The organism is Peteryoungia wuzhouensis (assembly GCF_003205195.1).
GTDB lineage: Bacteria > Pseudomonadota > Alphaproteobacteria > Rhizobiales > Rhizobiaceae > Allorhizobium > Allorhizobium wuzhouense.
In genome coordinates, this window is record NZ_QJRY01000004.1 from 358959 (window position 1) to 384001 (window position 25043).

Annotated in this window: 24 protein-coding genes and 1 tRNA gene; 10 read left to right on the forward strand and 15 right to left on the reverse strand. The window is 62.4% G+C overall.

Features of this window, described 5'->3' with window-relative positions; genetic code table 11:
* Nucleotides 1-111: 111 nt before the first annotated feature.
* Nucleotides 112-807, reverse strand: a complete 696-nt coding sequence (locus DMY87_RS13300; RefSeq protein ID WP_183041832.1) for a hypothetical protein — start codon at nt 805-807, stop codon at nt 112-114.
* Between the two features lie 331 nt (nt 808-1138).
* Between DMY87_RS13300 and DMY87_RS13305 the strand changes: the two genes are divergently transcribed.
* Together DMY87_RS13305 and DMY87_RS13310 are read left to right on the forward strand one after the other, a co-directional pair.
* Nucleotides 1139-1756, forward strand: a complete 618-nt coding sequence (locus DMY87_RS13305; RefSeq protein WP_110791956.1) for a recombinase family protein — start codon at nt 1139-1141, stop codon at nt 1754-1756.
* A gap of 87 nt (nt 1757-1843) precedes the next feature.
* A complete protein-coding gene (locus DMY87_RS13310; RefSeq protein ID WP_110792209.1) occupies nt 1844-3466 on the forward strand; it encodes an ABC-F family ATP-binding cassette domain-containing protein in 1623 nt (540 codons plus the stop codon).
* Nucleotides 3467-3671: 205 nt separating this feature from the next.
* On the opposite strand, the gene DMY87_RS13315 is transcribed toward DMY87_RS13310, so the two are convergent.
* Nucleotides 3672-4277, reverse strand: a complete 606-nt coding sequence (locus tag DMY87_RS13315) for a TetR/AcrR family transcriptional regulator (protein ID WP_110791958.1) — start codon at nt 4275-4277, stop codon at nt 3672-3674.
* Between the two features lie 49 nt (nt 4278-4326).
* On the opposite strand from DMY87_RS13315, the gene DMY87_RS13320 reads away from it, so the two are divergent.
* Nucleotides 4327-4773: a VOC family protein gene (locus DMY87_RS13320; RefSeq protein ID WP_110791959.1), complete on the forward strand. Its 447-nt coding sequence runs from the start codon at nt 4327-4329 to the stop codon at nt 4771-4773.
* On the forward strand, nt 4770-5159 hold the full coding sequence (locus DMY87_RS13325; RefSeq protein WP_110791961.1) for a nuclear transport factor 2 family protein: 390 nt from the start codon (nt 4770-4772) through the stop codon (nt 5157-5159). The genes DMY87_RS13320 and DMY87_RS13325 overlap by 4 nt, the downstream gene beginning before the upstream one ends.
* 343 nt (nt 5160-5502) lie before the next feature.
* On the opposite strand, the gene DMY87_RS13330 is transcribed toward DMY87_RS13325, so the two are convergent.
* Nucleotides 5503-5579: transfer RNA gene (locus DMY87_RS13330), tRNA-Arg, on the reverse strand.
* Nucleotides 5580-5975: 396 nt separating this feature from the next.
* Here DMY87_RS13330 and DMY87_RS13335 point away from each other — a divergent pair.
* Nucleotides 5976-6383 (forward strand): MarR family winged helix-turn-helix transcriptional regulator, encoded by a 408-nt coding sequence (locus DMY87_RS13335; RefSeq protein WP_110792211.1) that lies wholly within the window; start codon nt 5976-5978, stop codon nt 6381-6383.
* A 19-nt stretch (nt 6384-6402) separates the two neighbouring features.
* Here DMY87_RS13335 and DMY87_RS13340 read toward each other — a convergent pair whose 3' ends face one another.
* From DMY87_RS13340 to DMY87_RS13355, 4 genes are all read right to left on the reverse strand, one after another.
* Nucleotides 6403-6852 carry a hypothetical protein gene (locus DMY87_RS13340; protein ID WP_110791963.1) on the reverse strand — a complete coding sequence of 150 codons (450 nt, stop codon included), beginning with the start codon at nt 6850-6852 and terminating at the stop codon, nt 6403-6405.
* A gap of 160 nt (nt 6853-7012) precedes the next feature.
* Nucleotides 7013-7837 carry a transglutaminase family protein gene (locus DMY87_RS13345; RefSeq protein WP_110791964.1) on the reverse strand — a complete coding sequence of 275 codons (825 nt, stop codon included), beginning with the start codon at nt 7835-7837 and terminating at the stop codon, nt 7013-7015.
* A 15-nt stretch (nt 7838-7852) separates the two neighbouring features.
* A complete protein-coding gene (locus tag DMY87_RS13350; RefSeq protein WP_110792214.1) occupies nt 7853-8794 on the reverse strand; it encodes an alpha-E domain-containing protein in 942 nt (313 codons plus the stop codon).
* 7 nt (nt 8795-8801) lie between these two features.
* Nucleotides 8802-10211: a circularly permuted type 2 ATP-grasp protein gene (locus DMY87_RS13355; RefSeq protein WP_110791966.1), complete on the reverse strand. Its 1410-nt coding sequence runs from the start codon at nt 10209-10211 to the stop codon at nt 8802-8804.
* Between the two features lie 390 nt (nt 10212-10601).
* Between DMY87_RS13355 and DMY87_RS13360 the strand changes: the two genes are divergently transcribed.
* Complete coding sequence (locus DMY87_RS13360) at nt 10602-11486, forward strand: DMT family transporter (RefSeq protein WP_110792216.1); 885 nt, start codon at nt 10602-10604, stop codon at nt 11484-11486.
* A gap of 94 nt (nt 11487-11580) precedes the next feature.
* Here the strand turns inward: DMY87_RS13360 and DMY87_RS13365 are convergent, their stop codons facing one another.
* From DMY87_RS13365 to DMY87_RS13380, 4 genes are all read right to left on the reverse strand, one after another.
* Nucleotides 11581-13005, reverse strand: coding sequence for a DEAD/DEAH box helicase (locus tag DMY87_RS13365; RefSeq protein ID WP_110791967.1), 1425 nt, complete (start codon nt 13003-13005; stop codon nt 11581-11583).
* Between the two features lie 191 nt (nt 13006-13196).
* Nucleotides 13197-14705, reverse strand: a complete 1509-nt coding sequence (locus DMY87_RS13370) for a sensor histidine kinase (RefSeq protein WP_110791969.1) — start codon at nt 14703-14705, stop codon at nt 13197-13199.
* A complete protein-coding gene (locus tag DMY87_RS13375; protein ID WP_110791971.1) occupies nt 14702-15367 on the reverse strand; it encodes a response regulator transcription factor in 666 nt (221 codons plus the stop codon). The genes DMY87_RS13370 and DMY87_RS13375 overlap by 4 nt, the downstream gene beginning before the upstream one ends.
* The gene (locus tag DMY87_RS13380) at nt 15367-15723 is read right to left on the reverse strand and encodes a PepSY domain-containing protein (protein ID WP_110791972.1); all 357 of its coding nucleotides are present in this window, start codon (nt 15721-15723) and stop codon (nt 15367-15369) included. Before DMY87_RS13380 ends, DMY87_RS13375 begins: the two co-directional genes overlap by 1 nt.
* Nucleotides 15724-15855: 132 nt before the next feature.
* Between DMY87_RS13380 and DMY87_RS13385 the strand changes: the two genes are divergently transcribed.
* Both DMY87_RS13385 and DMY87_RS13390 read left to right on the forward strand, forming a co-directional pair.
* The gene (locus DMY87_RS13385; RefSeq protein ID WP_110791974.1) at nt 15856-16122 is read left to right on the forward strand and encodes a PepSY domain-containing protein; all 267 of its coding nucleotides are present in this window, start codon (nt 15856-15858) and stop codon (nt 16120-16122) included.
* Nucleotides 16122-16697, forward strand: coding sequence for a cytochrome b/b6 domain-containing protein (locus DMY87_RS13390; RefSeq protein WP_110791976.1), 576 nt, complete (start codon nt 16122-16124; stop codon nt 16695-16697). Before DMY87_RS13385 ends, DMY87_RS13390 begins: the two co-directional genes overlap by 1 nt.
* An 18-nt stretch (nt 16698-16715) precedes the next feature.
* Here the strand turns inward: DMY87_RS13390 and DMY87_RS13395 are convergent, their stop codons facing one another.
* From DMY87_RS13395 to DMY87_RS13405, 3 genes are read right to left on the reverse strand one after another with little or no spacing between them, the layout of a single operon-like run.
* Nucleotides 16716-17018: a DUF1905 domain-containing protein gene (locus DMY87_RS13395; RefSeq protein ID WP_110791977.1), complete on the reverse strand. Its 303-nt coding sequence runs from the start codon at nt 17016-17018 to the stop codon at nt 16716-16718.
* The gene (locus DMY87_RS13400) at nt 17015-18130 is read right to left on the reverse strand and encodes a DNA alkylation repair protein (RefSeq protein WP_110791979.1); all 1116 of its coding nucleotides are present in this window, start codon (nt 18128-18130) and stop codon (nt 17015-17017) included. Before DMY87_RS13400 ends, DMY87_RS13395 begins: the two co-directional genes overlap by 4 nt.
* A 6-nt stretch (nt 18131-18136) precedes the next feature.
* On the reverse strand, nt 18137-18436 hold the full coding sequence (locus tag DMY87_RS13405) for a hypothetical protein (protein ID WP_110791981.1): 300 nt from the start codon (nt 18434-18436) through the stop codon (nt 18137-18139).
* A gap of 85 nt (nt 18437-18521) precedes the next feature.
* On the opposite strand from DMY87_RS13405, the gene DMY87_RS13410 reads away from it, so the two are divergent.
* Nucleotides 18522-19199 (forward strand): helix-turn-helix transcriptional regulator, encoded by a 678-nt coding sequence (locus tag DMY87_RS13410; RefSeq protein WP_110791983.1) that lies wholly within the window; start codon nt 18522-18524, stop codon nt 19197-19199.
* A gap of 4 nt (nt 19200-19203) precedes the next feature.
* Here DMY87_RS13410 and DMY87_RS13415 read toward each other — a convergent pair whose 3' ends face one another.
* Complete coding sequence (locus DMY87_RS13415; protein WP_110791984.1) at nt 19204-20787, reverse strand: trimethylamine methyltransferase family protein; 1584 nt, start codon at nt 20785-20787, stop codon at nt 19204-19206.
* Nucleotides 20788-21026: 239 nt separating this feature from the next.
* Between DMY87_RS13415 and DMY87_RS13420 the strand changes: the two genes are divergently transcribed.
* Nucleotides 21027-25034 (forward strand): response regulator, encoded by a 4008-nt coding sequence (locus DMY87_RS13420; RefSeq protein WP_110791986.1) that lies wholly within the window; start codon nt 21027-21029, stop codon nt 25032-25034.
* Nucleotides 25035-25043 lie beyond the last annotated feature (9 nt).

Below are 25043 nucleotides of genomic sequence, written 5' to 3' on the forward strand. Positions count from 1 at the left end.
AAACTCCCTGTGGCCGGCAGATCCTCCGTTGTCCGGCGCTGACCTTCTTGGTTTGCTGTTGCATGAGGGGGAACGGGATGCGCCAGCTGCCTGCCGCATCCCCGACTGAACTCACACGAGCAGCGGCGTGCGCAGCTCGATCAGGCCCATCTTCACCAGGTCGTGGGACTTCTGGTCCGGCACGAAGACGCCCCGGGTCGGGTCGTATTTCAGCGTGATGTCGCTGACGGCGCCGCCGAACTTGGCGATCGCGGTGTTGCCGGTGATCTTGGTGATGATCGTCTCGCTGGCGAACTGGCTCTGCAGCCAGACATAGATATTCGTGAAGGGCGTCATCTGGATGCGGTTCTGCGACGGGACCAGCTGCGCCGAGATCGGCTTGCGCTCCGCCGGTTTCTTGTTGACCATGGCCGATTGCGACAGGCCGAAGGTCAGGGCCGGATACTGGTTGTAGGGCATGTTGTTGACGGCGGCGAAGGTGCCGGAATTGACCCCGGTGTCGTTCTGGAAGACCCCGAATGTGGCGGCCGGCGTGAACGGGTAGTAACCCGCATCGAGGGCCGGACCGGGTGTCACCTCGGAGAGCTTGTTGATCGCCGCGCCCTGCGCCACCTCGGTGGTCGAGGCATAAATCCAGTAATCCTCCTTCCACTCGACCGAGGTGGACTGGAAGGGATCGATCGAGAGCCAGACGACATTGGGGTCGCCGGAGCCAACGGGCTTGGCAAGGGTGATCCGCTGGCCGGCGGCCTTGATCACGTTCAGATCGGCCGGTTCGATGTTCAAAGTGAGCGAATAGCTGGGCATGCTGAAGTCCTCCTGTTTGCGGGTTGATCCTGACGGCCGGACGCCCTCCGGCGTCTCGAAACCGTTCCCATTTGCGCAACCCGGTTTCTTTCGAATGCCAGCCTTGAATTGGTCGCCGGTTGTGTCGGCCGCCTCAAGGCGGCAGACGGCGAAGTCCCTCTGCCGCAGGGCTTTCGCCCGGCCGGCGTAGACACATCTTATGGGTGTAATTTTTGTTGACCGAACCTTATTGCTGTGCTTAAAAAGGAACCATTGTGATACCGTCCAGCGTGGGTTTCGGCGCTTGGAGGTTTCTGCAAGCATCTGTTTCCAAAGAGATTCAGGAGAGGGTATGCGGATCGGCTACGCGCGCGTGTCGACGCTGGATCAGAATGTGGACATGCAACTCAAGGCTTTGGACGCGTCCGGCTGTGAGCGGGTCTTCACCGATCTCGGGCATTCGGGCGCGCTGCGGCAGCGTCCCGGGCTTGCCGAAGCCATGGCGGTGCTGCGGTCCGGTGACACGCTGGTCATCTGGCGGCTCGATCGCCTGGGCCGGTCGCTTTCGCACCTGATCGAGCTGGTCAATGATCTCGGCCGCAGGGGGATCGCGCTCTATTCCGTGACGGAGGCGATCGACACGGGATCGGCCGGTGGTCTGCTGATCTTTCATATCATGGGGGCGTTGGCGGAGTTCGAGCGTGGTCTGATTTCGGAGCGGACGCGCGCCGGGATGGCGGCGGCGCGGTTGCGCGGGCAGGCCATCGGCCGGCCGGCCAAGCTCGGCCCCGAAGGCCTGAGCGCCGCGCTCGACCTGATGGTGCATGGAGGCGTATCGCTTGCCGATGCCGCACGGCGCCAAGGGATCAGTCGGGCGACCCTCTGTCGGGCGCTTCGGCGACGGCGGGCGCTGATCTCTGTCGATGCCGTTTCACCGATCTCGGCGCCCGCGTGGTCCTCCGGTCCTTAGCACCTTCGTGCCGCAGCGCAAAAAATCGGGGACAGATGGATGGCGGCATGCCATAAGGGCGCCGATTTCCAGCAGGCGCCCTTGTCCATGATCCGTATCGAAAACATCTCAAAGCAGCTCAGCCACCGCATCCTCTTCATCGAGGCGTCGGCCGCCCTCAATCGCGGCGAAAAGATCGGCCTCGTCGGCCCGAACGGCGCGGGCAAGACCTCGCTCTTCCGGATGATCATCGGCCATGAGCAGCCGGACGAGGGGCAGGTCTCGGTCGATAAGGGGGTTACCATCGGCTATTTCAGCCAGGATGTCGGCGACATGGCCGGTCGTCCGGCCGTGGCCGAAGTGATGGACGGGGCCGGGCCTGTCAGTGAAGTTGCCGCCGAGCTGCGCGAGCTGGAAGCCGCCATGGTCGATCCGGACCGCATGGACGAGATGGACGCGATCATCGAACGCTATGGCGAGGTCCAGGCGCGTTACGAGGAGCTCGACGGCTACGGGCTGGAGGGCAGGGCGCGCGAAGTTCTGGCCGGTCTCTCCTTCTCGGAAGCCATGATGGACGGCGATGTCGGCGCGCTCTCCGGCGGCTGGAAGATGCGCGTGGCGCTTGCCCGCATTCTTCTGATGCGCCCCGACGTGATGCTGCTCGACGAACCGTCGAACCATCTCGACCTCGAAAGCCTGATCTGGCTTGAGCAGTTCCTGAAGACCTATGACGGCGCGCTGCTGATGACCTCGCATGACCGCGAGTTCATGAACCGCATCGTCACCAAGATCATCGAGATCGATGCCGGCCAGCTCAACAGCTATTCGGGCGACTACGAATTCTACGAGGGCCAGCGGGCGCAGAACGAAAAGCAGCAGCAGGCGCAGTTCGAGCGGCAGCAGGCAATGCTCGCCAAGGAAATCAAGTTCATCGAACGTTTCAAGGCGCGCGCGTCCCACGCCTCCCAGGTGCAGAGCCGGGTGAAGAAGCTGGAGAAGATCGACCGGGTCGAGCCGCCGAAGCGCCGCCAGGTCGTCGCCTTCGAATTCCAGCCGGCGCCGCGCTCCGGCGAAGATGTGGTCGCGGTCAAGAATGTCTCCAAGCGTTATGGCGACAAGGTGATCTATGACGGTTTCGACTTCATGGTTCGCCGCCGCGAGCGCTGGTGCATCATGGGCATCAACGGCGCCGGCAAGTCGACGCTGCTGAAACTTGTTGCAGGCGATTCGAAGCCGGACGAAGGCACTGTCACGATCGGCGCCAGCGTCAAGATGGGGTATTTCGCCCAGCATGCGATGGATGTGCTCGACGGCGAGATGACCATCTTCGAAATGCTGGAAACGACTTTTCCGCGCGCAGGCCAGGCGCCGCTTCGGGCACTTGCCGGCTGCTTCGGCTTTTCCGGCGACGATATCGACAAGCGCATCCGGGTGCTCTCGGGCGGCGAAAAGGCACGTCTCGTGATGGCAATCATGCTGTTCGACCCGCCGAACCTGCTCGTGCTCGACGAGCCGACCAACCACCTCGACCTCGACACCAAGGAAATGCTGATCAAGGCGCTGTCGCAATACGAGGGCACCATGCTCTTCGTCAGCCACGACCGCCATTTTCTCGCGGCGCTGTCAAACCGCGTGCTGGAGCTGACGCCGGAAGGCGTGTTCCAGTATGGCGGTGGTTATACGGAATATGTCGAGCGTACGGGGCATGAAGCGCCGGGGTTGAGGGGCTGAGGGGGGCAGCCGAGCGCCCCAATGCGGCGTTTGCTGACGTTGTTCTGGTGAACGCGCAGAAGCGTGTCGACATCACCACTTGTCTTGGGTTTCTTTAAACAATGGCGCACCGCGCCGGGCGATGATGAGAACTATGTGTACGCTATAGCGCTCCTTTAGGGCATCAGAACGCTCCAAGCAGCAGCTCAGGGCATTTACGCATCCTTCAGCGACCATCGGATTCGGCAAGCAACGTGAGTGCCCGATTCACGAGGTTGTCGGCGAAATGAATGTCGAGCGGCAGATGACCAACGAGCAACCGATAAAAAACAGGCGCGTAGATCATGTCGAGCAGCGTCTCGATTTCGGCGGGCGCTGCTATCTCCCCTCGCGCGACAGCGTCGTCCATGAGCCGCCGCCCAGCTTCCCGGCTCGACAGGATGACCCGGTTGCGAAAGGCCTTTGTCATTTCGCTTTCAGGATCGGACGCCGCCAGTGCCAGCGCGATCTGGCGACCTCGCGTCGTTGCAAAGACTGTGACAAGGGAGTGCATCTGGCCGCGTAGCGATCCTGCCAGGTCGCTCCTGGTCTTGTCCACCTGCAAATCTTGATCGGGCATGAGCGCTGCCATTGCCAGTTCGCTGGCATTGGCCCAGTTGCGATAAAGAGTGGGCTTGCTGATCCCCGACTTCGCGACAACGGCTTCGATGGTCAGTCTGCCAAATCCTTCGCTCAACAGGATGTCGCGAGCGGCTTGCAGCGCCTTGTTGCGGGCTGCGGTGCTTGGTGGCCTGCCACGCAGGCGTGCTCGGGATGATTCATCTTGACTCATTTAATTACGTTACGTATCGTAAACTAAATCATCGTGCAAGGGATTGATCATGCCGTCCATCACTGTGGTATCGCCCTATATCGTTGTGCGCGGTGGTCAGGCGGCCATCGCTTTCTACAAGTCCGCCTTTGGCGCCGAGGAAATCTTCCGGATGACCGACCCGTCCGACGGACGCATCGGCCATGCCGAACTATGCTTCGGCGAGAGTGTCGTTATGCTCAGCGACGAATATCCGGATTTCGGCGCGGTCAGCCCGGACACGATCGGCGGTTCGCCGGTGACGCTACACCTCTCGACGAAGGCCGTCGACGCGGATGTGGCACTCGCTGCCGCGCAGGGTGCCACCGTGTTGCGCGCAGCAGCCGACCAGAGTTTCGGGGAACGCAGTGCACTGGTGCTCGATCCCTTCGGTCACCGCTGGATGCTGTCGCAGACGATCGAGACCGTCTCGCCGCAGGAAATGCAGCGGCGCTGGAACGAGGAGGCCGGAGCATGATCGAAGACGAACAGGCGCTGGTCGATGCCGAGGCGGCGTTCAATCGCGCGATGGTCACCAACGATCCCGCGAAAATCCGTCGGTGCATCAGTGCGGATTGGGTTCTGGTGACAACGGAGCGCGGTCCTGTCTCGGGTACGGCTGTGTTGGACGCGATCGCCAGCGGGACACTCATTCATGATAGCATGACCAAGCAGAGCATTGTTGTTCGCGCCCTCGGCGATACGGGTTTCGTCACGGGCCGTGGTCAGAACACGGGTTGGTTCCGCGGCGTCCCGATCAGTGCGGATGAATGGATCACCGATATCTATCGCCGTGTCGATGGTCGCTGGTTGTGCGAGTTGACCCATCTGACTCCGGCGTCCGCATCAGACGAGACGGCATGACGCAATGGGTGCCTCACCGTCTGGCAATGTCGGCCCGAGCCTCGACATGCCGCCCCGACCTCAGCTTCCCCCGTTCGTCCATCGTTAAGGATCGGAAGAAATTGGATTCTGCTCGCCATCTCGCCGAGGCAGTGGTCTGAGAGCCGGTCGGCCGATGGGCAAACGTTCCTGATCCGAACATCGGAAAAGGACCAGATACATTTGAGCTTTTCCGTCGCCGAAATCCGCCGCTTCTACGCCTTAAGGCATTCTTGCTGGTGAGTCCCAAACCAAGCGCCGCGCGACTATAGAGTTCCGCAGATGGAAACCGACGGTTTTTCGATTGGCAGTTATGTACTGAAAATGGCGCACCCGACAGGATTCGAACCTGTGACCTTTGGAATCGGAATCCAACACTCTATCCAGCTGAGCTACGGGTGCTTCCGACGGGCAATTTGACTCGACCGTTCCGAAAGCGGTCATAGCGCAGTCGGCGATTGCCTTCAATCGCAAAAAGCGGCTGCCGGCGCCTTTCTCCATGCGGGGCGTGGCGGCGGGTGGAAATGGCCGTTCATCGCTCAGTTGTTGTACTTTCAACCCCTGATTATTAAGGGGTTCGGGATCCAAAATGCGCAATTTCTGCGCAAGAACTGCGATTTCGCGCGTGACGGGTGGTCTTCCCGTCTTGTGGTGTCACTTTTTACCGCTAAGATCACGGGGGATAGGGGTGGCCGCCGGGGAGCGGGGGCACCAGGGGCAACGAACAATGGCGAAAAAATGCCGGAATTAATGAATGGCGAGTTCACGGGGACGCACAGCAAATTGGACTTCTCCGTCATGGAGGATGCTGTCGGCTACCGGTTGAGGCGGGCGCAACTGGCGGTCTTCCAGCATTTCAACGAAGCCTTTTCTTCCAAGGGATTGCGGCCGACGGATTTTGCGGTGCTGTTGCTGCTGACCCGCAATGAGGGGGCAAAGCAGAGCGAAGTGGCCGAGGCGCTGGGCATCCAGCGGGCGAATTTCGTGGCGATCGTCGACGGTCTGGAGAACAAGGGCTTCATCGAACGGCGCAAGTCGGAAACCGATCGCCGCGTGCAGTCGCTGTATATGACGCCGGCCGGGGCCGACTATCTGCAGGAGCTGATGCCGATCTGGAACGATCACGAGCAATGGGTGCTCGACCAGCTCGGCGGCGTCGGTGAACGCAACCATGTCAACCAGCTGCTCAGGCGCCTGTACGACTGAGCCACCGGGATCCGTCCGATCACAGCCGGCAGCGCAACAGGGCCTCGTCAACCAGGAGATTGGCGATCTTCATGCGTGTGGTCGCCTGATCGCGGAAATCCGGGTGAATGCGGTCGGGGTGATTGAGCCGTGCAAAGGCACGGCGCCTTTCCTGCAGCGTTTCTCGGTCGTCACTGGGCGTGATCTTTAGGTCGGCGGCGATGTCCTCGATCGACAGGCGGTCCAGCCAATCCGGTTTTTCCGGTTTCAGTGGCGCCTGCGGCGCAGGCTCGTCGTCCCCCATCAGGAAGAGATAGGCCTCGCGCCGACGGTCATCATCCTCAGGTGTCGCCGACACGCGTTCGGGCGCAAAACTCGCGCCGAGGCCGTCGATGCGAAATCGCGGCTCGACGGTTTCCACGTCTTCCTGCGTCTCTTCCTCGGCAAGCCGGTCGACGACGGACTGGAACAGGGATTTGCCAAACAGCATCGGTGGCCTTTGTCACGCAGCCGGCAGTGTCGGGCGCGGCGTTGGGGTTCAGCCTGTCACTGAACCATACCGGGATGGCGCCGGGCTTGCGCGCCGGCACGCATGACACATTTGCGCCAACCGTGAACGGTGCGTGCGGTCGATGCGGCTGTCCTTCGGCTCAGCTCTGCGACTGGCTCTGGCTTTGCGAGCTGTCTTCGACCACGACCTTGACGGCGAGATCTTCGGCGGCGACCCCCATGCGAAGCCCGGAGACGGGGGCGGCATCGGTGTAGCTGAGGCCTGTTGCGATGCGGACATAACGGGTGTCCGGGCAATGATTGTTGGCGGCGTCGAAGCCGACCCAGCCGAGGCCGGGCAGATGAACTTCCGCCCAGGCATGGGTCGCCGTCTGCTCGATCCGGTCGTCCATCATCAGATAACCAGAGACATAACGGGCCGGCAGGTTCATCAGCCGGGCGGCGGCGATGAAGACATGGGCGTGGTCCTGGCAGACGCCGCGGCCTGCCTCGAGTGCCTGTTCGGCTGTCGTCTCGGTGCCGGTGGTGCCGGTCTCATAGGCGACGGCGGCATGCAGCTTGCCCATCAGGTCATGCATCTTGGCCAGTTCGTTGTCGCCCGACAGGCTGCGCATCAGTTCGCGGGTCAGCTTGCCGGGCTTGGTCAGCGGCGTGTCGCGCAGGTAGAGCCAGAGCGGAACGTAACCCAGATGCGGCCCAAAGACCCCGGCGCGGTCTTGCGTGTCGACCTCGCCGCTGGCGACGATATGCACGCTGCGGCTCGGCCCTTCGGTGGAGACGAGATGGGTGTGGTTGCCGAACTGGTCGTTGAAGCCCGCCTCCACCTTGGCGCCGTCGACGGCGATGTTCCAGGCGGTCACGGTCTGGCCCGGGCTGCTGCAGGGCGTCAGCCGCAGGCGCTGCAGCGAATACTGCACCGGGTCGTCATAACGATACTCGGTGGTGTGGGTGATGCGCAAACGCATGGGATCCATTCCTGCTCAGCTGTAGAACCGGTAACCCTCGGTGATCTCATTGCCCAGCTTGTTGTTGCTGGCGATGAAACCGTCGAGGAATTCGTGCAGTCCCTGGTCCATGATCGTGCCGATGGTGGTCGACTTCAGTGTCTTGACGACAGCGTCGGCCGTCTCATGGGCCGGCAGCCTGTGGTCGTAGTCCTTGGCGAGATAGCCGAGGTTGGAGGTGATCTTCTCGTAACAATAGGCAAGCGAACGGGGCATCTGACCGTTGAGGATCAGGAAGTCGGCGATGTTCGCGGCCTTGTATTCCCCGTCATAGACCCAGCGATAGGAGCGATGGGCCGAGACCGAACGCAAAATCGATTCCCACTGCATGTTGTCGAGTGAGGAGCCGACATGGTTGATGGCCGGCAGAAGCACGTAATATTTCACGTCGAGGATGCGGCTGGTGTTGTCGGCGCGTTCGATGAAGGTGCCGATCCGGGCGAAGTTGTAGATCTCGTTTCTGAGCATCGAGCCGTGGAAGGCACCACGGATCAGGCCGGCGCGGCGTTTCACCGTGTCGATGACTTCCGGAAGGTCGGCCGATTTCAGCTTGCGGGCGAGCATCTGCTTCAATTCGATCCAGCATTCGTTGGTGGCTTCCCAGGTTTCGCGGGTGAGCGCCGTGCGCACCATGCGGGCATTGTTGCGGCCGGCGTCGATGCAGGACATGACACTCGACGGATTGGCCGGATCGCGCAGCAGGAAATCGATGGCGTCGGACGCCGTCACCTTGCCGTGGCGTTCGGCAAAGAGCGGGCGCACATCGGCGCTGTTCAGCACCGCATCCCAGTCGTCGTCCGAGGCGCCTGAGCGGGTGAGCGACATCCTCAGGCCCGCATCGACGAGGCGGGCAATGTTCTCGGCCCTTTCGATGTAGCGGAACATCCAAAAGAGGCCGTTGGCAGTTCTTCCGAGCATGACCATGTCAGTCCTCCAATACCCAGGTGTCCTTGGTGCCGCCGCCCTGGCTGGAATTGACCACGAGCGAACCCTGCTTCAGGGCCACGCGGGTCAGGCCGCCGGGGATGATCTGCACCTTGTCGGAGACGAGGACATAAGGACGGAGGTCGACGTGGCGGGGCGCGATGCCCTTGTTGACGAGGATCGGCACCGTCGACAGCGAGAGGGTCGGCTGGGCGATGTAGTTCGAGGGCCGCGCCTTCAGCTTTTCGGCGAAGTCGGCACGCTCTTTCTTCGAGGCAGTCGGGCCGACCAGCATGCCATAGCCGCCGGAGCCGTGGACTTCCTTGACCACCAGTTCTTCCAGATGCTCCAGCACGTATTTGAGGCTGTCGGCTTCCGAACAGCGCCAGGTCGGCACGTTCTCCAGAAGCGCCTTGCGGCCGGTATAGAATTCGACGATTTCCGGCATGTAGGAGTAGATCGCCTTGTCGTCCGAGATGCCGGTGCCGGGCGCATTGGCAATCGTGATGTTGCCGGCACGGTAGACATCCATGATGCCGGGCACGCCGAGACAGCTGTCCGGTCGGAAGGTCAAGGGGTCGAGGAAGTCATCGTCGACGCGACGATACAGCACGTCGATCGCCTCGTAGCCGCGCGTAGTGCGCATCTTCACCTTGCCGTCGATGACGCGCAGGTCCGAGCCTTCGACCAGTTCGACGCCCATCATGTCGGCGAGGAAGGAGTGTTCGTAATAGGCGGAATTGTAGATGCCGGGGGTCAAGACCGCGACGCGCGGCTTGCCCTTGCAGCCGGGAGGCGCCAGAGAGGCGAGCGACTGGCGCAGCAGATAGGGATAGTCCTCGACGCGCTGCACCTTGTTGAGCTGGAAGAGCTCGGGGAACATCTGCATCATGGTTTCCCGGTTCTCCAGCATATAGGAGACGCCGGAGGGCGTGCGGGCATTGTCTTCCAGCACGTAGAACTGGTCCTCGCCGGTGCGCACGATGTCGGTGCCGACGATGTGGGTGTAGACGCCGCCCGGCGGGCGGAAGCCGAGCATCTCGGGCAGGAAAGCGACGTTCTTCTCGATCAGTTCGCGCGGGATGCGGCCGGCCTTGATGATTTCCTGCTTGTGATAGATGTCGTCGAGAAAGGCATTGAGGGCGAGCACGCGCTGTTCGATGCCGAGAGCGAGTTTTCGCCATTCGCGACCGGAAATGATGCGCGGGATGATGTCGAAGGGGATAAGCTTTTCCGAGGAGTCCTCATGGCCATAGACCGCAAAGGTGATGCCGGTCTTGCGGAAGATGTTCTCCGCGTCCCTGGACTTTGCCAGGAGCCTTGCGGGGTCCTGACTGGAGTACCAGTCGTGGTAGTTCTGGTAGGGTGCACGCGGCGTGTTGTCCGCAGTAATCATTTCATCAAATGCCAATGGCGCCGTCCCCTTTTTTTGTCATTTGAATACAACCATTTTGGCAATGCAAGCGGCCTCAGTGGCAGCAGGCGATTATTCTGAGAGGCGCATTTCCGCCTCGAATTTCGGCAAAAGCGCAATTTTTGCGCGATTTAGCGCTTGCGCTTGCCGAAGATGTACGGTGTTTGCCATTGAATTCGGCGAAGTGGCCGATCCCAGGGCCATGATGTCCGTTTCGCCTGCTTAAAATTTAACCATCGATCTCCTGCGAAAATTTTTCGGCGGCACTGCCTCAGTGAAATTGATTGCGGTTTGCAGCAGAACTGTTTTGACCTTGGCACCATGCCGCATTAACGAGCGAGCAAAGCAAACGGTCCGTTTGCCACTCCTAATCTTGCGGTGACTGCGATGACCCTTGCCCGTCTTGCCCCGATTCTGTTCGTCCTTCTCTGGTCGACGGGCTGGATCTCCGCGAAATACGGCGCGCATTTCGCCGATCCGCTGACCTTTCTCGTCGTGCGCTACGGGGTGGCGGTCGTGCTGTTCTTCATCCTCTGTCGGGTGAGCGGGGTTTCCTGGCCGAAACATCGCAGCGGCTGGCTGCATGCGATCGTGTCGGGCATCTTCCTGCACGGGCTCTATCTCGGCATGGTGTGGTGGGCGATCGGGCAGGGGGTTCCGGCGGCTCTGTCGGGCATCATTGCCGGTCTGCAGCCGCTGATGACCGGTGTTGCCGCCGCCGCTTTGATCGGCGAGGATTTGAGCGTCACCCAGCGTATCGGCCTGTTCGTCGGTTTTGTCGGCATTGCCATTGCCGTGCTGCCGAATGTCGTCGTCATCGATGCGGAGACGATCCCCGTCTATGCGGTGGCGATCAACGTGCTCGCCATGGCCTGCGTGACGGCAGGCACGATCTATCAGAAGCGCTATCTGAAGGAGGGGGATCTGCGGGCCGTTGCGACACTGCAATATGTCGGCGCGCTGCTGGTCACGGTGCCCGCTGCCTTCCTGCTGGAAGACATGCATGTGGACTGGAGTTTCGGCTTCTTTGCAACGCTTGCCTGGTCGGTGCTCGGCATCTCGATGGGGGCGATCGCGCTGCTGCTCTATCTGATCCGCAAGGGGGACGTGTCCAAGGCGGCTTCGCTGATCTATCTCGTCCCGCCGCTGGCCGCCGTCGAGGCCGCGATTGCCTTTGGCGAACATCTGACAATCCCGATGATCGTCGGCACCTGCGTCGTCGTGCTCGGGGTCTATCTGACCAACCGCAAGCCGGCCGTGCCGCCCGTCTGAGCGTCCCGCCAGACACATGCACCATCCCTGATCCTGAAACGAAAATGGCGCGACCGAAGCCGCGCCATTCTCTCAATGCTTTACGCTAAAAGCCTCAGGCTTCGCGACGGCGTCCGCCGGCAGTCCCGGAGCGGGCCGGGCGTGCCTGGCCATTGCCGCTGCGGTTCTGGCCGTTGCCATTGGCCGAGCGGTTCGCGCCATTGCCGTTGCCGCCGCCATTGCCACCCTTGCGGTGACCGGACTTGGCCGGACGGCCATCCGCCTTGGCGCCGCCTTCGGACTTGCCGCGACCCTGGCCCTGGTGATTGCGGTTGTTGCCGCCAGCACCTGCACCACCGCCGCCGCCGCGACGCTGCGGACGTGCCGGGCGTGCGAGGTTTGCCGGCGGTTCGCCAGAGGCGACCGGGATCTCGATGCTCATCAGCTTTTCGATGTCGCGCAGCAGGCGACCTTCGTCGGGACCGCAGAAGGCGATCGCGATGCCGTCACGGCCAGCGCGGGCCGTACGGCCGATGCGGTGGACATAGGCGTCCGGAACTTCCGGCAGGTCGTAGTTGAAGACGTGGGAGACGGCCGGGATGTCGATGCCGCGGGCGGCAACGTCGGTGGCGATCAGCGTCTTGATCTCGCCGTCACGGAAACCCTTGAGGGCACGCTCGCGCTGGCCCTGGCTCTTGTTGCCGTGGATGGAGGCGACCGAGTAACCGGTGGCGTCGAGGTGCTTCATCAGCTTTTCCGCGCCATGCTTGGTGCGCAGGAAGACGATGGAGCGGCCATCCGGATTGTCGTTGAGGATCTTCTTGAGCATTTCCGTCTTGGCGTTCTGGCCGGCGACGAAATGCACGTGCTGTTCGACCTTGTCTGCGGCCTTGCCCGGAGGCGTGACCGCGACCTTGATCGGGTCGGTCAGGAAGCTCGAAGCCAGATCGGCGATCGACGACGGCATGGTGGCCGAGAAGAGCAGGGTCTGGCGCTTCGGCGGGACCATCTTCGAGATCTTGCGCAGGTCATGGATGAAGCCGAGGTCCAGCATCTGGTCGGCTTCGTCGAGAACGAGGTAACGCACGGCGCGCAGCGAGATCGCGTTGCGGGCGATCAGGTCGAGCAGGCGGCCAGGGGTCGCGACGAGGATGTCGGTGCCCTTTTCGAGCTGCAGCTGCTGCTTGCCGATGGAGGCGCCACCGACGACCTGGTTGATCTTCAGCGGCAGGCGGCGCAGGTAGCTGCGCAGGTTGTCGCCGATCTGGTTCACCAGTTCGCGGGTCGGGGCGAGGATGAGAGCACGGGTGGTGCGGTTGTCAGGGCGCTTCTCATCCTTGAGAAGCATTTCGATCATCGGAAGGCCGAAAGCGGCTGTCTTGCCGGTGCCGGTCTGGGCAAGACCGATCAGGTCGCGGCCGCCGAGAACGACGGGGATGCCCTTTTCCTGGATGGGAGTGGGGGTCGCGAAACCAAGAGCAGTCAGGGTTGCGACGATATTCTCGGAGAGGCCAAGCTCAGCGAAAGTTGTCAAAGTCATACCTTTCGGGGCGCCAAATGCACAAACCCCGGAACGCGTTCTTCGCGAGCCGGTTGGCATTGGCGTCAAGAACCCCGCGTGATTTGGGAACTTGTAAGTTGGAAAAAAGCTTTCCAAGCGCATCGGCGGAATGTCCGCCTTGATGTCATGCGCTTTATCCTTCGTCGCGTCTCAGATGTCGCTGGGCACGCTCACGCGGCGGCCGGAAGGTAAAAGCTGACCTGCAAATGGGCCTGTTCGCGACAGAAGTCAAGATTTCTTTTGCACTGCGAAAGGAAGGAGGTGGCAGACGCCTCCCGTCCGGGGGGCGGATTTGCTTCCCATTTCAGCCGTTTGACGGGGTCTGCGGGGGGGGCGAAGCGCAATGTGACGCGCAGGCCCGAGATGTCGCCATTCTCGATTTTGACGTCGATGCCATAGACCTCGGCAATGTCGCTGACGATGGAAAGCCCGATGCCGGTGCCGGCGATGCGGGTATCCAGGCGCACGCCGCGCTCGGTCATGCGTTTTAAGTCCGCCTCGCCGACGCCAGGGCCGTCATCGGCGACAATCAGCGTCACGCCGGCCGGGGAGGCGCTGGCTTGGATATCGATCCGGCTCCTTGCCCATTTGACGGCGTTTTCGGTGATATTGCCAATCAGTTCCTGCAGGTCGCTCGGATCGACGCTCAGGTTCAGCGCATCCGGAACGTCGATGGTCCAGGCCAGACGTTCACCGTCAGGCGTGCGTTTCAGCGTGCGCACGATCATCGCGACGCATGTTCCGAGATCGGCATCGGCGCTGCGCAGGCTGGCGGTGGCGGCAATCCGGCTGCGGGCGAGTTCGCGGTCGACATGGTTGCGCATGACGCCGGCCAGATGCGCGAGTTCGGCGCCGATCTCGGTCTCGCCGCGCTCCTTGAGCGTTTCTGCGTCATTGGCGAGCACGGTAAGCGGGGTCTTCAGGCCATGGGCAAGGTCGGACGAGCGGGCACGGGCGCGGGCAATCAGCGCGTCCTGGTCGTCGAGCAGGCGGTTCATCGCGTCGACCATCGGCTTCAACTCGCCGGGCAGGGGGCCGGTGAGACGGGTCGCCTTGCGGGCGCGGATGCGTTCCAGACCGTCTCCAATGGCAGAGAGCGGTTTCAGGCCAAAGGTGAGCTGCGCCAAGGAGGCGGCGACGAGAAAGGCGGCGAGGGCCAGAAGATAGGGCATGATGTCGGCGACAAAGGCCTGCCGCGCTTCGGTCACGGTGGCCGTGTCGATGGCAACGGCGAGGCGCAGCGGTCTTTCCCCATCCGGCGCCTTGGCGATGATCTTGCGCTCCTGCACGAGCAGGGTTTCGCCATCGGGGCCGAGCAGGTCGTAGCGGTGGACCGTGCCGGTCTCCTGCGGATCATCAGGCAGGGACAGCGTGTAGTCCCAGAGCGAGGACGAGCGCAGCTGGGTGCCACGCTTGTCGTCGGTCATCTGCCAGTAAAGGCCGCCATAGGGGGTGGAAAAGCGGATGTCGGTCGGGCGATCGGGCAGGCGGACCGTAGCGTTAGGGGCGAATTCGATCTGGCCGGCGATGTTGTTGAGATGGTCGGTCAGTTCCTGGTCGAGACGGTGCTCGATGCTGCGGGTGAAGAGTTCGACGAAGACGAAGGCCGCGAGCGACAGGGCCGCTGTGACGCTGAGCAGCGAGACGAGGACGAAGCGGGTGCGGATCGACTGGATCACGTGTCGGGGCCGCCCATTCTGTAGCCGAAGCCCCGCCGGGTGGTGATCGCATCGCGACCGAGCTTGCGGCGCAGGCGCCCGATCAGGACTTCGACCGAGTTGCTGTCGCGTTCAAAGTCCTGCGCATAGAGCTGTTCCGTCAGTTCCGCCTGGGAGACATGGCGGTCGGCATTCATCGCCAGATGGCTCAGGCAGCGATATTCGAGCGGGGTCATGTCGACCGGCAGGCCGGCAAGGCTCACCGCCTTGTTGCGGGTGTCGATGGCGATGTCGCCGAATTCCAGCACCGGGCTTGCCTGGCCGGCGGTCCGGCGGATGATGGCCCGCAGCCGGGCGAGCAGTTCCGCCATCTGGAACGGTTTCGGCAGATAGTCGTCGGCGCCGGCATCGATACCTTCGACCCGCTCCTGCCAGTTTCCGCGCGCGGTGAGCACGAGGACCGGCATGCGCCGGCCGGCATTGCGCCAGCGCTTGAGCACGGCAAGGCCATCCATGCCGGGCAGGCCGAGATCGAGCACGACGGCGGCGAAATCCTCTTCGTCGCCTGTAAACCAGCCGGCCTCGCCATCGGTCTCATGCACGACGACATAGCCGTCCCGCTCCAGATGGGTGGTCACGTCGCGCGCGATGCGCGGGTCGTCTTCGATCAAAAGAATGCGCATCAGTCGTTCTCGATCTCGCGGATCTCGCCAGAGCCGGCATCGACCTCCACCTCGACGAGCCGACCATCGGCCCGCAGCACGCGAAACTCGTAGAGGTCCAGGCCATGCTCCTGTTCGACGCGGGCCGAGACGATGTCGCCCGGAACTCTGGAGAGAACGGTGCGGCGCAGTTCCGCCAGTGATTTGATCCGGCCGCTCGCCACGCCGTCCCGGACTTCGTCATGGGCGCTTTCGTGCGGATCTTCATCCGCCTTGGCCGGCATGCCGGCCGGGACCGCAGCGACAAGGCCGATCAGGGCACAGGTGGCGAGGCGGACCGCAAGACGGGAAAAGGATGGGCGCGGGATCGGGATCATCCCTCTTTCTTACCATCAGAAAGCTGAAATTTCGCTGACAATCGACGTCAGGTAACGCTCAGCCCGTGTCTCATAAGTTCTGTTCAACGACGCAAGGCAATCCCGCCCCGTCGTCTTTACGAGGACACTCTCATGAACAAGCTCATTGCTCTCTCGCTCATCACCTTCGCCTCCTTTGCCGGCTTTGCCCACGCCGAAGACGAAAGCACCAAGTGCGACGCGCCGAAGGACACGTGGATGACTGAAGAGGCCATGAAGGCGAAGGCCACCGACATGGGCTACGACGTGCGCCAGGTGAAGGTCGAAGACGGCTGCTACGAAGTCTACGGCATCAAGGACGGCAAGAAGGTCGAGGCGATCTTCAACCCTGCCACCGGCGAACAGGTTGGAGCCGAGTGATGGCAAACGCCGAGCACAGCGTGCCCGGCAACCTCCAGTCCGGCCGCCGCGCGCGGCCGGCCCTGGTTGCGGTCTGGGACCCCTTCGTGCGCCTGTTTCACTGGGCGCTGGTCGGCTTTTTCGCCTTCTCCTTCCTGACCGGTGACGAATGGAAGGATGCGCATATCATCTCCGGCTATGTGATCGGTGCGCTCATCACCTTCCGGGTTCTCTGGGGCCTGATCGGGACCGAGCATGCCCGCTTTTCCAGCTTCGTCTACAGCCCGCTCACCGTCTTGCGGTTTCTGGCGGATACCGCCGCGATGCGGGCCAAGCGCTATATCGGCCACAATCCGGCCGGCGGGGCCATGGTGATCGCCCTGCTTGTGATGATCGCCGGTATCGTGACCACGGGCTATATGATGACCACCGATGCCTATTGGGGCATCGAATGGGTTGAGGATACGCATAAGGTCCTGGTCTATGCGACGCTCGGCCTGATCGGAATGCATATCGCCGGCGTGGTTCTCGCGAGCCTCGAGCACAAGGAGAACCTGGTGCGGGCGATGATCACCGGCAAGAAGCGCGCGGAGTGATGTCCAGGCAGCGGTGCATCATAGATCGAGATGGAGGGTGACCGTGATGAGGTCACCCTCCCCAATGTTTTCGCTGTGGCGCAGGCTGGCTTTCAACGGCAGGAGATAACTGTCGCGGCGCTTGTCGGGAAACAGCGAGGTTTTGACATCGCTGGCGCCGATCCGTGCCCTGACGGGGATTGCGCCGAGGGCATTGGCGCGGCCGAAGAAGCGGACTTCCGACGCGGCATCCACCGGCAGGAAGACGCCATGCCAGCCGCCGGGACCATTGAAGCGGATCACCTCGGCCTCGAACCGGATCTCATGGCCTGGCTCGCTCATGCCGTTTCTTTCCCCCCGAGATCGAGGTGAAAATCTTGCCTTGCGACGGAGGCGCCGTTCAACAGGATCTCCAGCTCGTGCCGGCCAGTGTGATAGACACGGGTGGTGATCGGGCGGAGCGGGTGGCGTCTCTCCATGGTGACGCTTTCGCCGGCCGCCAATACAAGGCTCTTGCCCTTGAAGACTTTGGGCGTGAGCGAGCCATCCTTCTTCTGATGGTGGATCGCGTAGTCGATCAGCACGGTCCGGGTCGATGCTCCGGTATTGGCCAGGTGGATGCGGAAGCCGAGTTCGCCCGGAAAGGGGATGCGGTCGCTCGCCAGATCCAGCGCGACGGTCACGTCCGATACCGGTTCATAGCCGAAATTGGCAAGCGCCTTGACGTGCCCCTTCTTCACCAGGGTGCGCGAGGCATGTTTTAGAAGCCAGAGCCGGTTTTTCGAGGCGCCGGCCTGATGGCGCTCGACGAAATCGGCGACGAGATCCGCGTGATCCTTGGCGATGTCGTTGAGGCTGTTGGCGACCGAACGGCGGACGTAATCTTCCTCGTCATCGATCAAGGCTTCGAGGATCGGCAGGATGGGGGCGGGATCCTGGACCAGTCTCGGCAGGCGCATGGCCCAGGGCAGGCGGGGGCGGGTGCCTTCGCTGGCAAGGCGTCGGACGTGATGGTTCGGGTCGGTCACCCAGCCTGAAATGATCGCGAGAGCCTTCTCTTGTTCGTCGGCGATGAAGGTGCGAATGCCGAATTCGGCGGTGAAATGCGGCGTGAGCGTCTTCAAGAGCGCAAGGGCGGTCTCGACGTGGCCCCGACCATGGGCCGCGATATACTGGTTGAACGAGAGCAACGCCCATCCGCTCAGCCCCGTTCTCTCCGGTGCCGGCAGGCAGTCCTGCAGGATCGCCGCCGCCGCCTCGAAATCGTCCGGCAGATGGCGATGCAGCGCGTCGGCGATGCACTGGCCGCGTTGCATGAGCTCGAGTGCATCCAGCGCCGGCAGGATGTCGGCGAGGAATGCGCTGCTGTCGAGGGCCCCCCAGGCCCGCGCCACGGCATCGGCCGTATCGCGGGCCGTGTGTGGGCCGATCAAATGTTTCAGGGCTTCGGCCATCGATGCTCAGATCGTCCCTTGCGTCTCGAAGTGCTGCATCAGGGTAACACCCGTGATTGCCGCCATGTAGGGGGCAAAGGCGGGATCGGTCTGGACCTTCATCGCTGCCGCATCGGCGCTGGCCTTGTCGGTCCATTCAACGAGATCGGCGATCATGTCGCCCTGTTCCAGAGCGTTGAGGGCGCGCCAGCGGACGAAACCCTTATAATGGCGCACGGCCTGCATCGCCGCGCGGCGGGCCTCGGCTGCAGCGGGCTTGTTGGCGACGGTGCAAATGGCGAGTTCGAGAATGGTGTTTTCGGTCATTCGGCTCCTCCGTGGGGTGATGATGCTTGACCTAACACGGCCCAACTGACAACCTTCTGGCCATAACCTTCATTGAGGCCTTTCTATGCGCCCTGCGGACCGCCTTTTCCGGATCATCCAGCTGATGCGCTCCACCGGTCGCGCCATGACGGCGGCCGAAATTGCCGAGAAAATGGAGGTGGCGCCGCGCACCATTTATCGCGACATGGACCATCTCATCGCTTCGGGTGCACCGATCGAGGGCGAGCGCGGCGTCGGCTACATGCTGCGCGAGGCGTTTGATGCGCCGCCGCTGACCTTCACCTTCGAACAGCTGGAGGCGCTGGCGTTTGGGCTGCGGGCCGTCGAAATGCTGGGTGACCCGAGGCTCGGCCAGGCGGCGCGGGAGGCCAGGGAGAAGATGCTCGGCATGTTGCCGATGGAACACGCCGAACGGCTGATTTCGGCGCCGATCCATGCCTTCCGTTCATCCGTGCAGCCTGAGGTGCCAGCTTGCCTCGGGGATGTCCGCACCGCACTGTCTGCCAAGCGCAAGGTCTGGATCGCCTATCACTCGCTGCCCGGCGAGCGCAGCCAGCGCATCGTCTGGCCGCTCGGTCTTTCCGTCTTCGGCGCGATCTGGGTGATGACCGCCTGGTGCGAGATGCGAGACGGCTTTCGCGATTTCCGCCTCGACCGGGTGGAGGACTGGAAGGTGATGGGCGACCGGTTCGAGCCTGAACCGCACCAGACCTATCAGTCCTACTTGAAGCAGTTGGCCTGACGCCTCAGAAATCCGTCGCAACTCCGCCTTCGGCCTTGCGTTTCGCGACGAAGGCGTCGAGCTCTTCCTCGACACCAGGGTCGATCGGCGGGCGCTCGTAAGAGGCCAGCTTTTCCTTGAAGACCCGGTTGGCGTGGTCGTAGGTGGTCGGGCGGCCCGCTTCCGTCCAGGTCTCGAAATTGCGCCAGTCCGAGAGGATCGGCGAGTAGAAGGCGGTCTCGTAGCGGGCGAGCGTGTGCGCCGTGCCGAAGAAATGCCCACCGGGGCCGACTTCGCGCACCGCGTCGAGCGCCAGCGCATCCTGGCTGACATCGAGCGGTGTCAGGAATTCGGCGACCATCTGCAGCATGTCGACGTCGAGGATGAATTTTTCGAAGGAGGCGGTCAGGCCGCCTTCCGTCCAGCCGGCGGAATGCATGATGAAATTGCCACCGCCCTGGGTCAGCGCCCAGAGCGAGAAGGCGGATTCGTAGGCCGCCTGGGCGTCCAGCGTATTGGCGGCATTGGTGTTGGACGTGCGGTAGGGGAAACCGTAGCGGCGGGCGAGTTGGCCGCCGACGATGACGGCCTTCATGTATTCCGGCGTGCCGAAGGCGGGCGCTCCCGTCTTCATGTCGACATTCGAGGTGAAGCCGCCATAGACAACAGGCGCGCCGCGTTTGACCATCTGGGTGAATGCGATGCCGCAGAGCGCTTCGGCATTTTGCTGGACGACGGCGCCGGCGATGGTGACGGGGGCCATGGCGCCGGCGAGCGTGAAAGGTGTCATGACGACGACCTGGCCGCGCGACGACATTTCGATGATGCCTTGAAGCATCGGGCCATCGAGACGCAGCGGCGAAGACGAATTGATGATGGTGAAGAGCGACGGCTCGCTCTCCATCTGCTCCATCGAGATACCCCGACCGATGCGGGCGATCTCGATGGCGTCGAGATTGCGCTGCTTGCCGAGCGAATAGCAATGGAAGACCTTGTCGGTCAGCTTCACCATGTCGGACAGGCAGTCGAGGTGGCGGACCGAGGCGTGGATGTCGATCGGCTCTACCGGATAGCCGCCGGTCGTATGGATCACGTCGTAACACTGGGCGAGCTTCACGAGCTTGCGGAAGTCTTCCTGGTTGCCGGCGCGGCGGCCGCCCTCGCGATCGGCGACGAAGGGGGCAGAGGCGATCTGGGCGAAGACGAGGTTGTTGCCGCCCATCTTGACGTTGCGCTCGGGATTGCGGGCGAACATCTGGAATTCACGCGGCACCGAGGCGACCATATCCATGATCAGGTTGCGATCGAAACGAACACGGTCCGAGCCTTCGGTGACGTCAGCGCCATGCGCCTTCATGATCGCGCGCGCCTCCGGCAGCATGATGTCCATGCCGATCTCTTCGAGAACGGTCAGAGAGGCCTCATGGATATCGTCGAGGGCGGAGGGGTCGAGCAGCTCGGTCTTGGTCAGGCGGTTGACGAGATTGCGATACTTGCCGGCAGCACCCGTGCGGGAGCGATCGCCGCGTCCACCAGTGCGCCTGCGGCGCTCGCCGCCCGGGGATTGGGGTTCAGTCTCGGACAAGGCGGGTGTCGTAATGTCGCTCATGGTCGATCCATTGTGTCAATCTCGACATCAAGTCTCGCAGGTTCGGGCCGCAAAAGGCATTGCCGTTTGCGACGAAAAACCGGCTCATCTGGAACATCACCCGTCTTGATCACGACATTGGCCCGGAGATTCAATATTTGTTTTGTCTTTTAAAGCGATGGATGATCCGGGGTTACCCGCTGTTTACCATTCCACGTCATTTATTTGGGGGATAAATTATAGTGGTTCGGGGAAGCGCCTTGCTCAACTTGGTCTGCGAGAAAATCGCCGCGCTGGAGCTGCCTTCCTATGTCAAGGACAGCCAGCTACGCTATGTGGCTGTCAATGCCGCTTTTGCGCGCCTCGTCGGCTTGCCGGAAACCAGCTTTCCGGGGCGCAGCGATCAGGACATTCTCGGCGGTGGCGCCGACGCCTTCCGGGACGACAGAGAACGCCGCGTTCTCGTGTTCGGTGAAGAAGAATGTGTGCCGTTCAGCCTCGGTTCCGGCCCCCACCGCCTGCTGAGGATCGAACGTTTCTTCGATGACGACGAGCGGCTCTATCTCTTCGGTCTGGTCGAGGCCGAGGCGCAGCCAGTCTCCCCAGCCCGCATGCCGGCCATGGCCAACGACACCGCGGCTGCGCTTTCCCCGACCGGGGCGCCGCAGCTCGACATCTTCCGGGCCGTCCTGGAGCAATATCCGCTCGCCAGCTATGTGCGCGACAGCCAGCACCGGCTCATCTTCGCCAATCCCGCCTATGTGGCCATGGCGGGGCGACCTCTTGCGGAACTGCTCGGCAAGGACGAGCTCGCGAATTTTCCGGAGATGGGCGAGAGCTACCGTCAGGGCAATCTTCGCGTCCTGGCAACCGGCGTGACGGAGGAGGTGCACGACATCTTCGTCACGGCCTATGGCCGTGAGATCCCGATCCTGTCGCGAACGGGTGTCGTCGTCGGGCCGGACGGCGCGCGTTATATCGTCGGCTCCATCACCGATCTTTCGCAGTTGAGCAGGGGAGAGGAAAGACTCATCGCGGCGACCCGCGAGGCGCAGGAACTCAAGAACAAGTTCGAGTCCCTGATGACCTCGCTGCCGGTTGGCATCATCGTTCTCGATCGCGACCTCATCGTCGAATATGTCAACGCTGCCATGACCGATATGTTCGAGTTCGGCGCCGACGTGCGCCTGGAGGGCCAGTTTTATGGCGACCTGCTGCGCCTGGTCTACAAAAACACCGGGAATGGTCCGAGCGAAGAGGAGATCCAGGAACGGATCGCCTTCCGTCTCGACCAATTGCGCTGCCTCGACAATGGTCCGCTGATCGATGTGAAGACCCGTTCAGGGCGGGCACTGGCGGGCGGCAGCCGCAGGCTCGCGGGCGACCGTGTGCTGATTACCTTTTCCGATATCAGCGATCTGCTTCAGCGCGAGGAAGAGACACTGCTTTATCGCACGGCTCTGGAGCAATTGCCGATGCCGGTGTTCATTCGCGATATGGATCGGCGGCTCATCTACATCAATGCGGCCTATGAAGGCCTGCACGAATGCAAGCGCGAAGACGTCTATGGCATGACCGTGGAGGAAATGTTCCCGTGGCACGACACGCGGCTCGATGAACATATCCGGGTGCTGGAAAAGGGCGAGGTCTTCGAAAACGCCAACGACGTCATCCGCCTTCCGGGACGGGAGATCCCCATCATGACCCGGCTCAGCCGGATCACGACGTCGACCAACACGCATCACCTCGTTGGCTCCGTGACCGATGTCTCGGTGATCCGCGAAGGGCAGGCGGCGCTGATGGCGGCCCAGGAACAGTCGGAGGCATTGTATCAGGACATCCTGGCGATGCTTCACATCATGCCGGTCGGTGTGGTGATCCTTGGGGCCGACTACATGGTCGAATTCGCCAACCGCAAATGCCGCGACATCTGGGACTGGCCCGAGGATGTGCCGCTCGAAGGCCGCAGCTTCCGCTTCTACTGCGAAATCAACCACCGGACAGGGCGCGCCTGGCCTGGCCTGGATTTCGAGGAAGGCTATCGCCGCCGCATCGAACAATTCGATGCGCTCGAAGGGTCCCACACGATGGAACTCGCCTATGCGGATGGCAAACATGTCATGGCGACCGTCACCCGCCTTCGCGACCGCAAGATCCTGCTGACCTATTCGGATCTCACGGAGATCCGCCAGCGTGAACGGGAAATCACGGAGGCGCAGCAGCAACTCGAGCGGCTGGGCGGCTTCGTTCAGGAATCCATGCGGATGATGTCGCAGGGACTGCTGATGATCGAGCAGGGGCGTATCGCGGAGGTCAACCCGTCCTTCAGCAGGATCCTCGACCTGCCGGATGGACTGTTGCGCGAAGGCGAAAGCTGGCGACCGGTCTTCCAATATTGTGCCGAGCGGGGCGACTTCGGCGACGATGCCTTCGCCATTCTCGCGCAATGGCAGTCCGCGCTTCAGCAATCGACCGCCATTTCGACGAGCTTCTTCGTCGGCGGCAAAACATGGGTCAAGCTGGAAGCGACATTCGGCAGCGACCGCAGCTGCGTGGTCGTGCTGACCGATTTCACAGAGCTGAAAGCCCGTGAAGCGGAACTCGAAGTGCTGCTCGCCCGCGCCGAGGCGGCCGACAAGGCGAAATCAGACTTCCTCGCGAATATGAGCCACGAAATCCGGACCCCGATGAATGGGGTGCTCGGCATGGCGGAGCTTCTGTCGAAATCGGAGCTCGACAGCCGGCAGAAGACATTCGTCGACATCGTGGTGAAATCCGGCAATGCGCTGCTGACGATCATCAACGACATTCTCGACTTCTCGAAGATCGATGCGGGCCAGATGAAGCTGCGCAAGTCGCCCTTCGATCCGGTCGAAGCGGTCGAGGATGTGGCGACCCTGCTCTCGGCGGCGGCGGAAAAGGACATCGAGCTCGTCGTGTCCGGCGACCAGACGGTGCGCCACACCTTCATGGGCGATCCCGGGCGTTTCCGCCAGATCGTCACCAATCTGCTCGGCAATGCCATCAAGTTCACTGAACGCGGCCATGTGCATGTCGAGGTTTCAAGCGAGCCTCTGGCGGAGGGAATGGCAACGCTGCGTCTCCAGATCGAGGATACCGGTATCGGCATTCCCTCGGAGATGCAGGCGAAGATCTTCGAGAAGTTTTCCCAGGCCGACACCTCATCGACGCGGCGTCATGAGGGAACCGGTCTCGGCCTTGCGATCACCGGCGGGTTGGTCAAACTGTTTGGCGGGCAGATGCGGGTGGAATCGGAGGTCGGACAAGGCTCGACCTTCATCGTCGATCTGCCCTTGCCCGTTGTGGCCGAGCGCAGCCGGCAGAAGGAATTGCCGCCCAATGTCAAGGACGCACGCGTGCTCGTCATCGACGACAATGCCATCAACCGCCGGATCATCAGCGAGCAACTGGCCATGTGGGGGTTCGATGGTCTTGCGGTCCCCGATGGGCCTTCGGGGCTTGCCATACTGGACGAGGCCCATCGCGAAGGCCTGTCGATCGATCTCGTCGTGATCGACTACCAGATGCCGGAGATGAACGGTCTGGATGTGGCCCGTGCCATCCGCAATGATCCCCGTTTCGACGAGACGGCACTGATCTTCCTGACGTCGATGGACATGGTCGGCGACGACCGGCTGTTCGAGAGCCTGCGCATCGAGGCGCATCTGATGAAGCCGGCCCGTGCCAACGTGCTGCGCGGCGCCATTATCGATGTAATCCGCAGCGCGCGCGTGAATGGCGTGATGGCTGCCAGATCCAGAGCCGCTGCCGAGCCTGCTGTCACGACGGGTCGGCCGGCCGTGGCGAATGTCGATGAAGCAGAGCTTCGCCACGGCAGCGGGCTCAAGGTGCTGATCGCCGAAGACAATCCGGTCAACCAGATCGTCTTCCGCCAGATCCTCGCCGGTACCGATATCGCCTATCGTATCGTGGAGAACGGTGAGGTGGCGCTTGCGGCCTGGCAGGGCGAACGGCCCGACCTGATCCTGATGGATGTCTCGATGCCTGTCATGAACGGGCATCGCGCGACCGAGATCATCCGCGAGGAGGAAAAGGCGGCAGGGCAGGGCGAACACGTCCCGATCATCGGGGTTACCGCGCATGCCATGGCAAGCGACAGTGAAGCCTGCCTTGCCTGCGGCATGGATGATTACCTGTCGAAGCCGATTTCGCCGGAACTGCTGCTGCGCAAGATCGAAGAATGGTCACAGGCGGCACCGGCGGCGCTGCGCGCCGACGGCTCCTAGAGCAAGTCC

Coding starts and splice junctions, on each gene's coding strand:
- DMY87_RS13365 (WP_110791967.1), bottom strand. CDS start 13,005: ATGACTTTGACAACTTTCGCTGAGCTTGGCCTCTCCGAGAATATCGTC.
- DMY87_RS13325 (WP_110791961.1), top strand. CDS start 4,770: ATGATCGAAGACGAACAGGCGCTGGTCGATGCCGAGGCGGCGTTCAAT.
- DMY87_RS13375 (WP_110791971.1), bottom strand. CDS start 15,367: ATGCGCATTCTTTTGATCGAAGACGACCCGCGCATCGCGCGCGACGTG.
- DMY87_RS13305 (WP_110791956.1), top strand. CDS start 1,139: ATGCGGATCGGCTACGCGCGCGTGTCGACGCTGGATCAGAATGTGGAC.
- DMY87_RS13345 (WP_110791964.1), bottom strand. CDS start 7,837: ATGCGTTTGCGCATCACCCACACCACCGAGTATCGTTATGACGACCCG.
- DMY87_RS13340 (WP_110791963.1), bottom strand. CDS start 6,852: ATGCTGTTTGGCAAATCCCTGTTCCAGTCCGTCGTCGACCGGCTTGCC.
- DMY87_RS13400 (WP_110791979.1), bottom strand. CDS start 18,130: ATGGCCGAAGCCCTGAAACATTTGATCGGCCCACACACGGCCCGCGAT.
- DMY87_RS13320 (WP_110791959.1), top strand. CDS start 4,327: ATGCCGTCCATCACTGTGGTATCGCCCTATATCGTTGTGCGCGGTGGT.
- DMY87_RS13360 (WP_110792216.1), top strand. CDS start 10,602: ATGACCCTTGCCCGTCTTGCCCCGATTCTGTTCGTCCTTCTCTGGTCG.
- DMY87_RS13300 (WP_183041832.1), bottom strand. CDS start 807: ATGCCCAGCTATTCGCTCACTTTGAACATCGAACCGGCCGATCTGAAC.
- DMY87_RS13390 (WP_110791976.1), top strand. CDS start 16,122: ATGGCAAACGCCGAGCACAGCGTGCCCGGCAACCTCCAGTCCGGCCGC.
- DMY87_RS13335 (WP_110792211.1), top strand. CDS start 5,976: ATGGAGGATGCTGTCGGCTACCGGTTGAGGCGGGCGCAACTGGCGGTC.
- DMY87_RS13415 (WP_110791984.1), bottom strand. CDS start 20,787: ATGAGCGACATTACGACACCCGCCTTGTCCGAGACTGAACCCCAATCC.
- DMY87_RS13315 (WP_110791958.1), bottom strand. CDS start 4,277: ATGAGTCAAGATGAATCATCCCGAGCACGCCTGCGTGGCAGGCCACCA.
- DMY87_RS13350 (WP_110792214.1), bottom strand. CDS start 8,794: ATGCTCGGAAGAACTGCCAACGGCCTCTTTTGGATGTTCCGCTACATC.
- DMY87_RS13385 (WP_110791974.1), top strand. CDS start 15,856: ATGAACAAGCTCATTGCTCTCTCGCTCATCACCTTCGCCTCCTTTGCC.
- DMY87_RS13410 (WP_110791983.1), top strand. CDS start 18,522: ATGCGCCCTGCGGACCGCCTTTTCCGGATCATCCAGCTGATGCGCTCC.
- DMY87_RS13405 (WP_110791981.1), bottom strand. CDS start 18,436: ATGACCGAAAACACCATTCTCGAACTCGCCATTTGCACCGTCGCCAAC.
- DMY87_RS13395 (WP_110791977.1), bottom strand. CDS start 17,018: ATGAGCGAGCCAGGCCATGAGATCCGGTTCGAGGCCGAGGTGATCCGC.
- DMY87_RS13380 (WP_110791972.1), bottom strand. CDS start 15,723: ATGATCCCGATCCCGCGCCCATCCTTTTCCCGTCTTGCGGTCCGCCTC.
- DMY87_RS13310 (WP_110792209.1), top strand. CDS start 1,844: ATGATCCGTATCGAAAACATCTCAAAGCAGCTCAGCCACCGCATCCTC.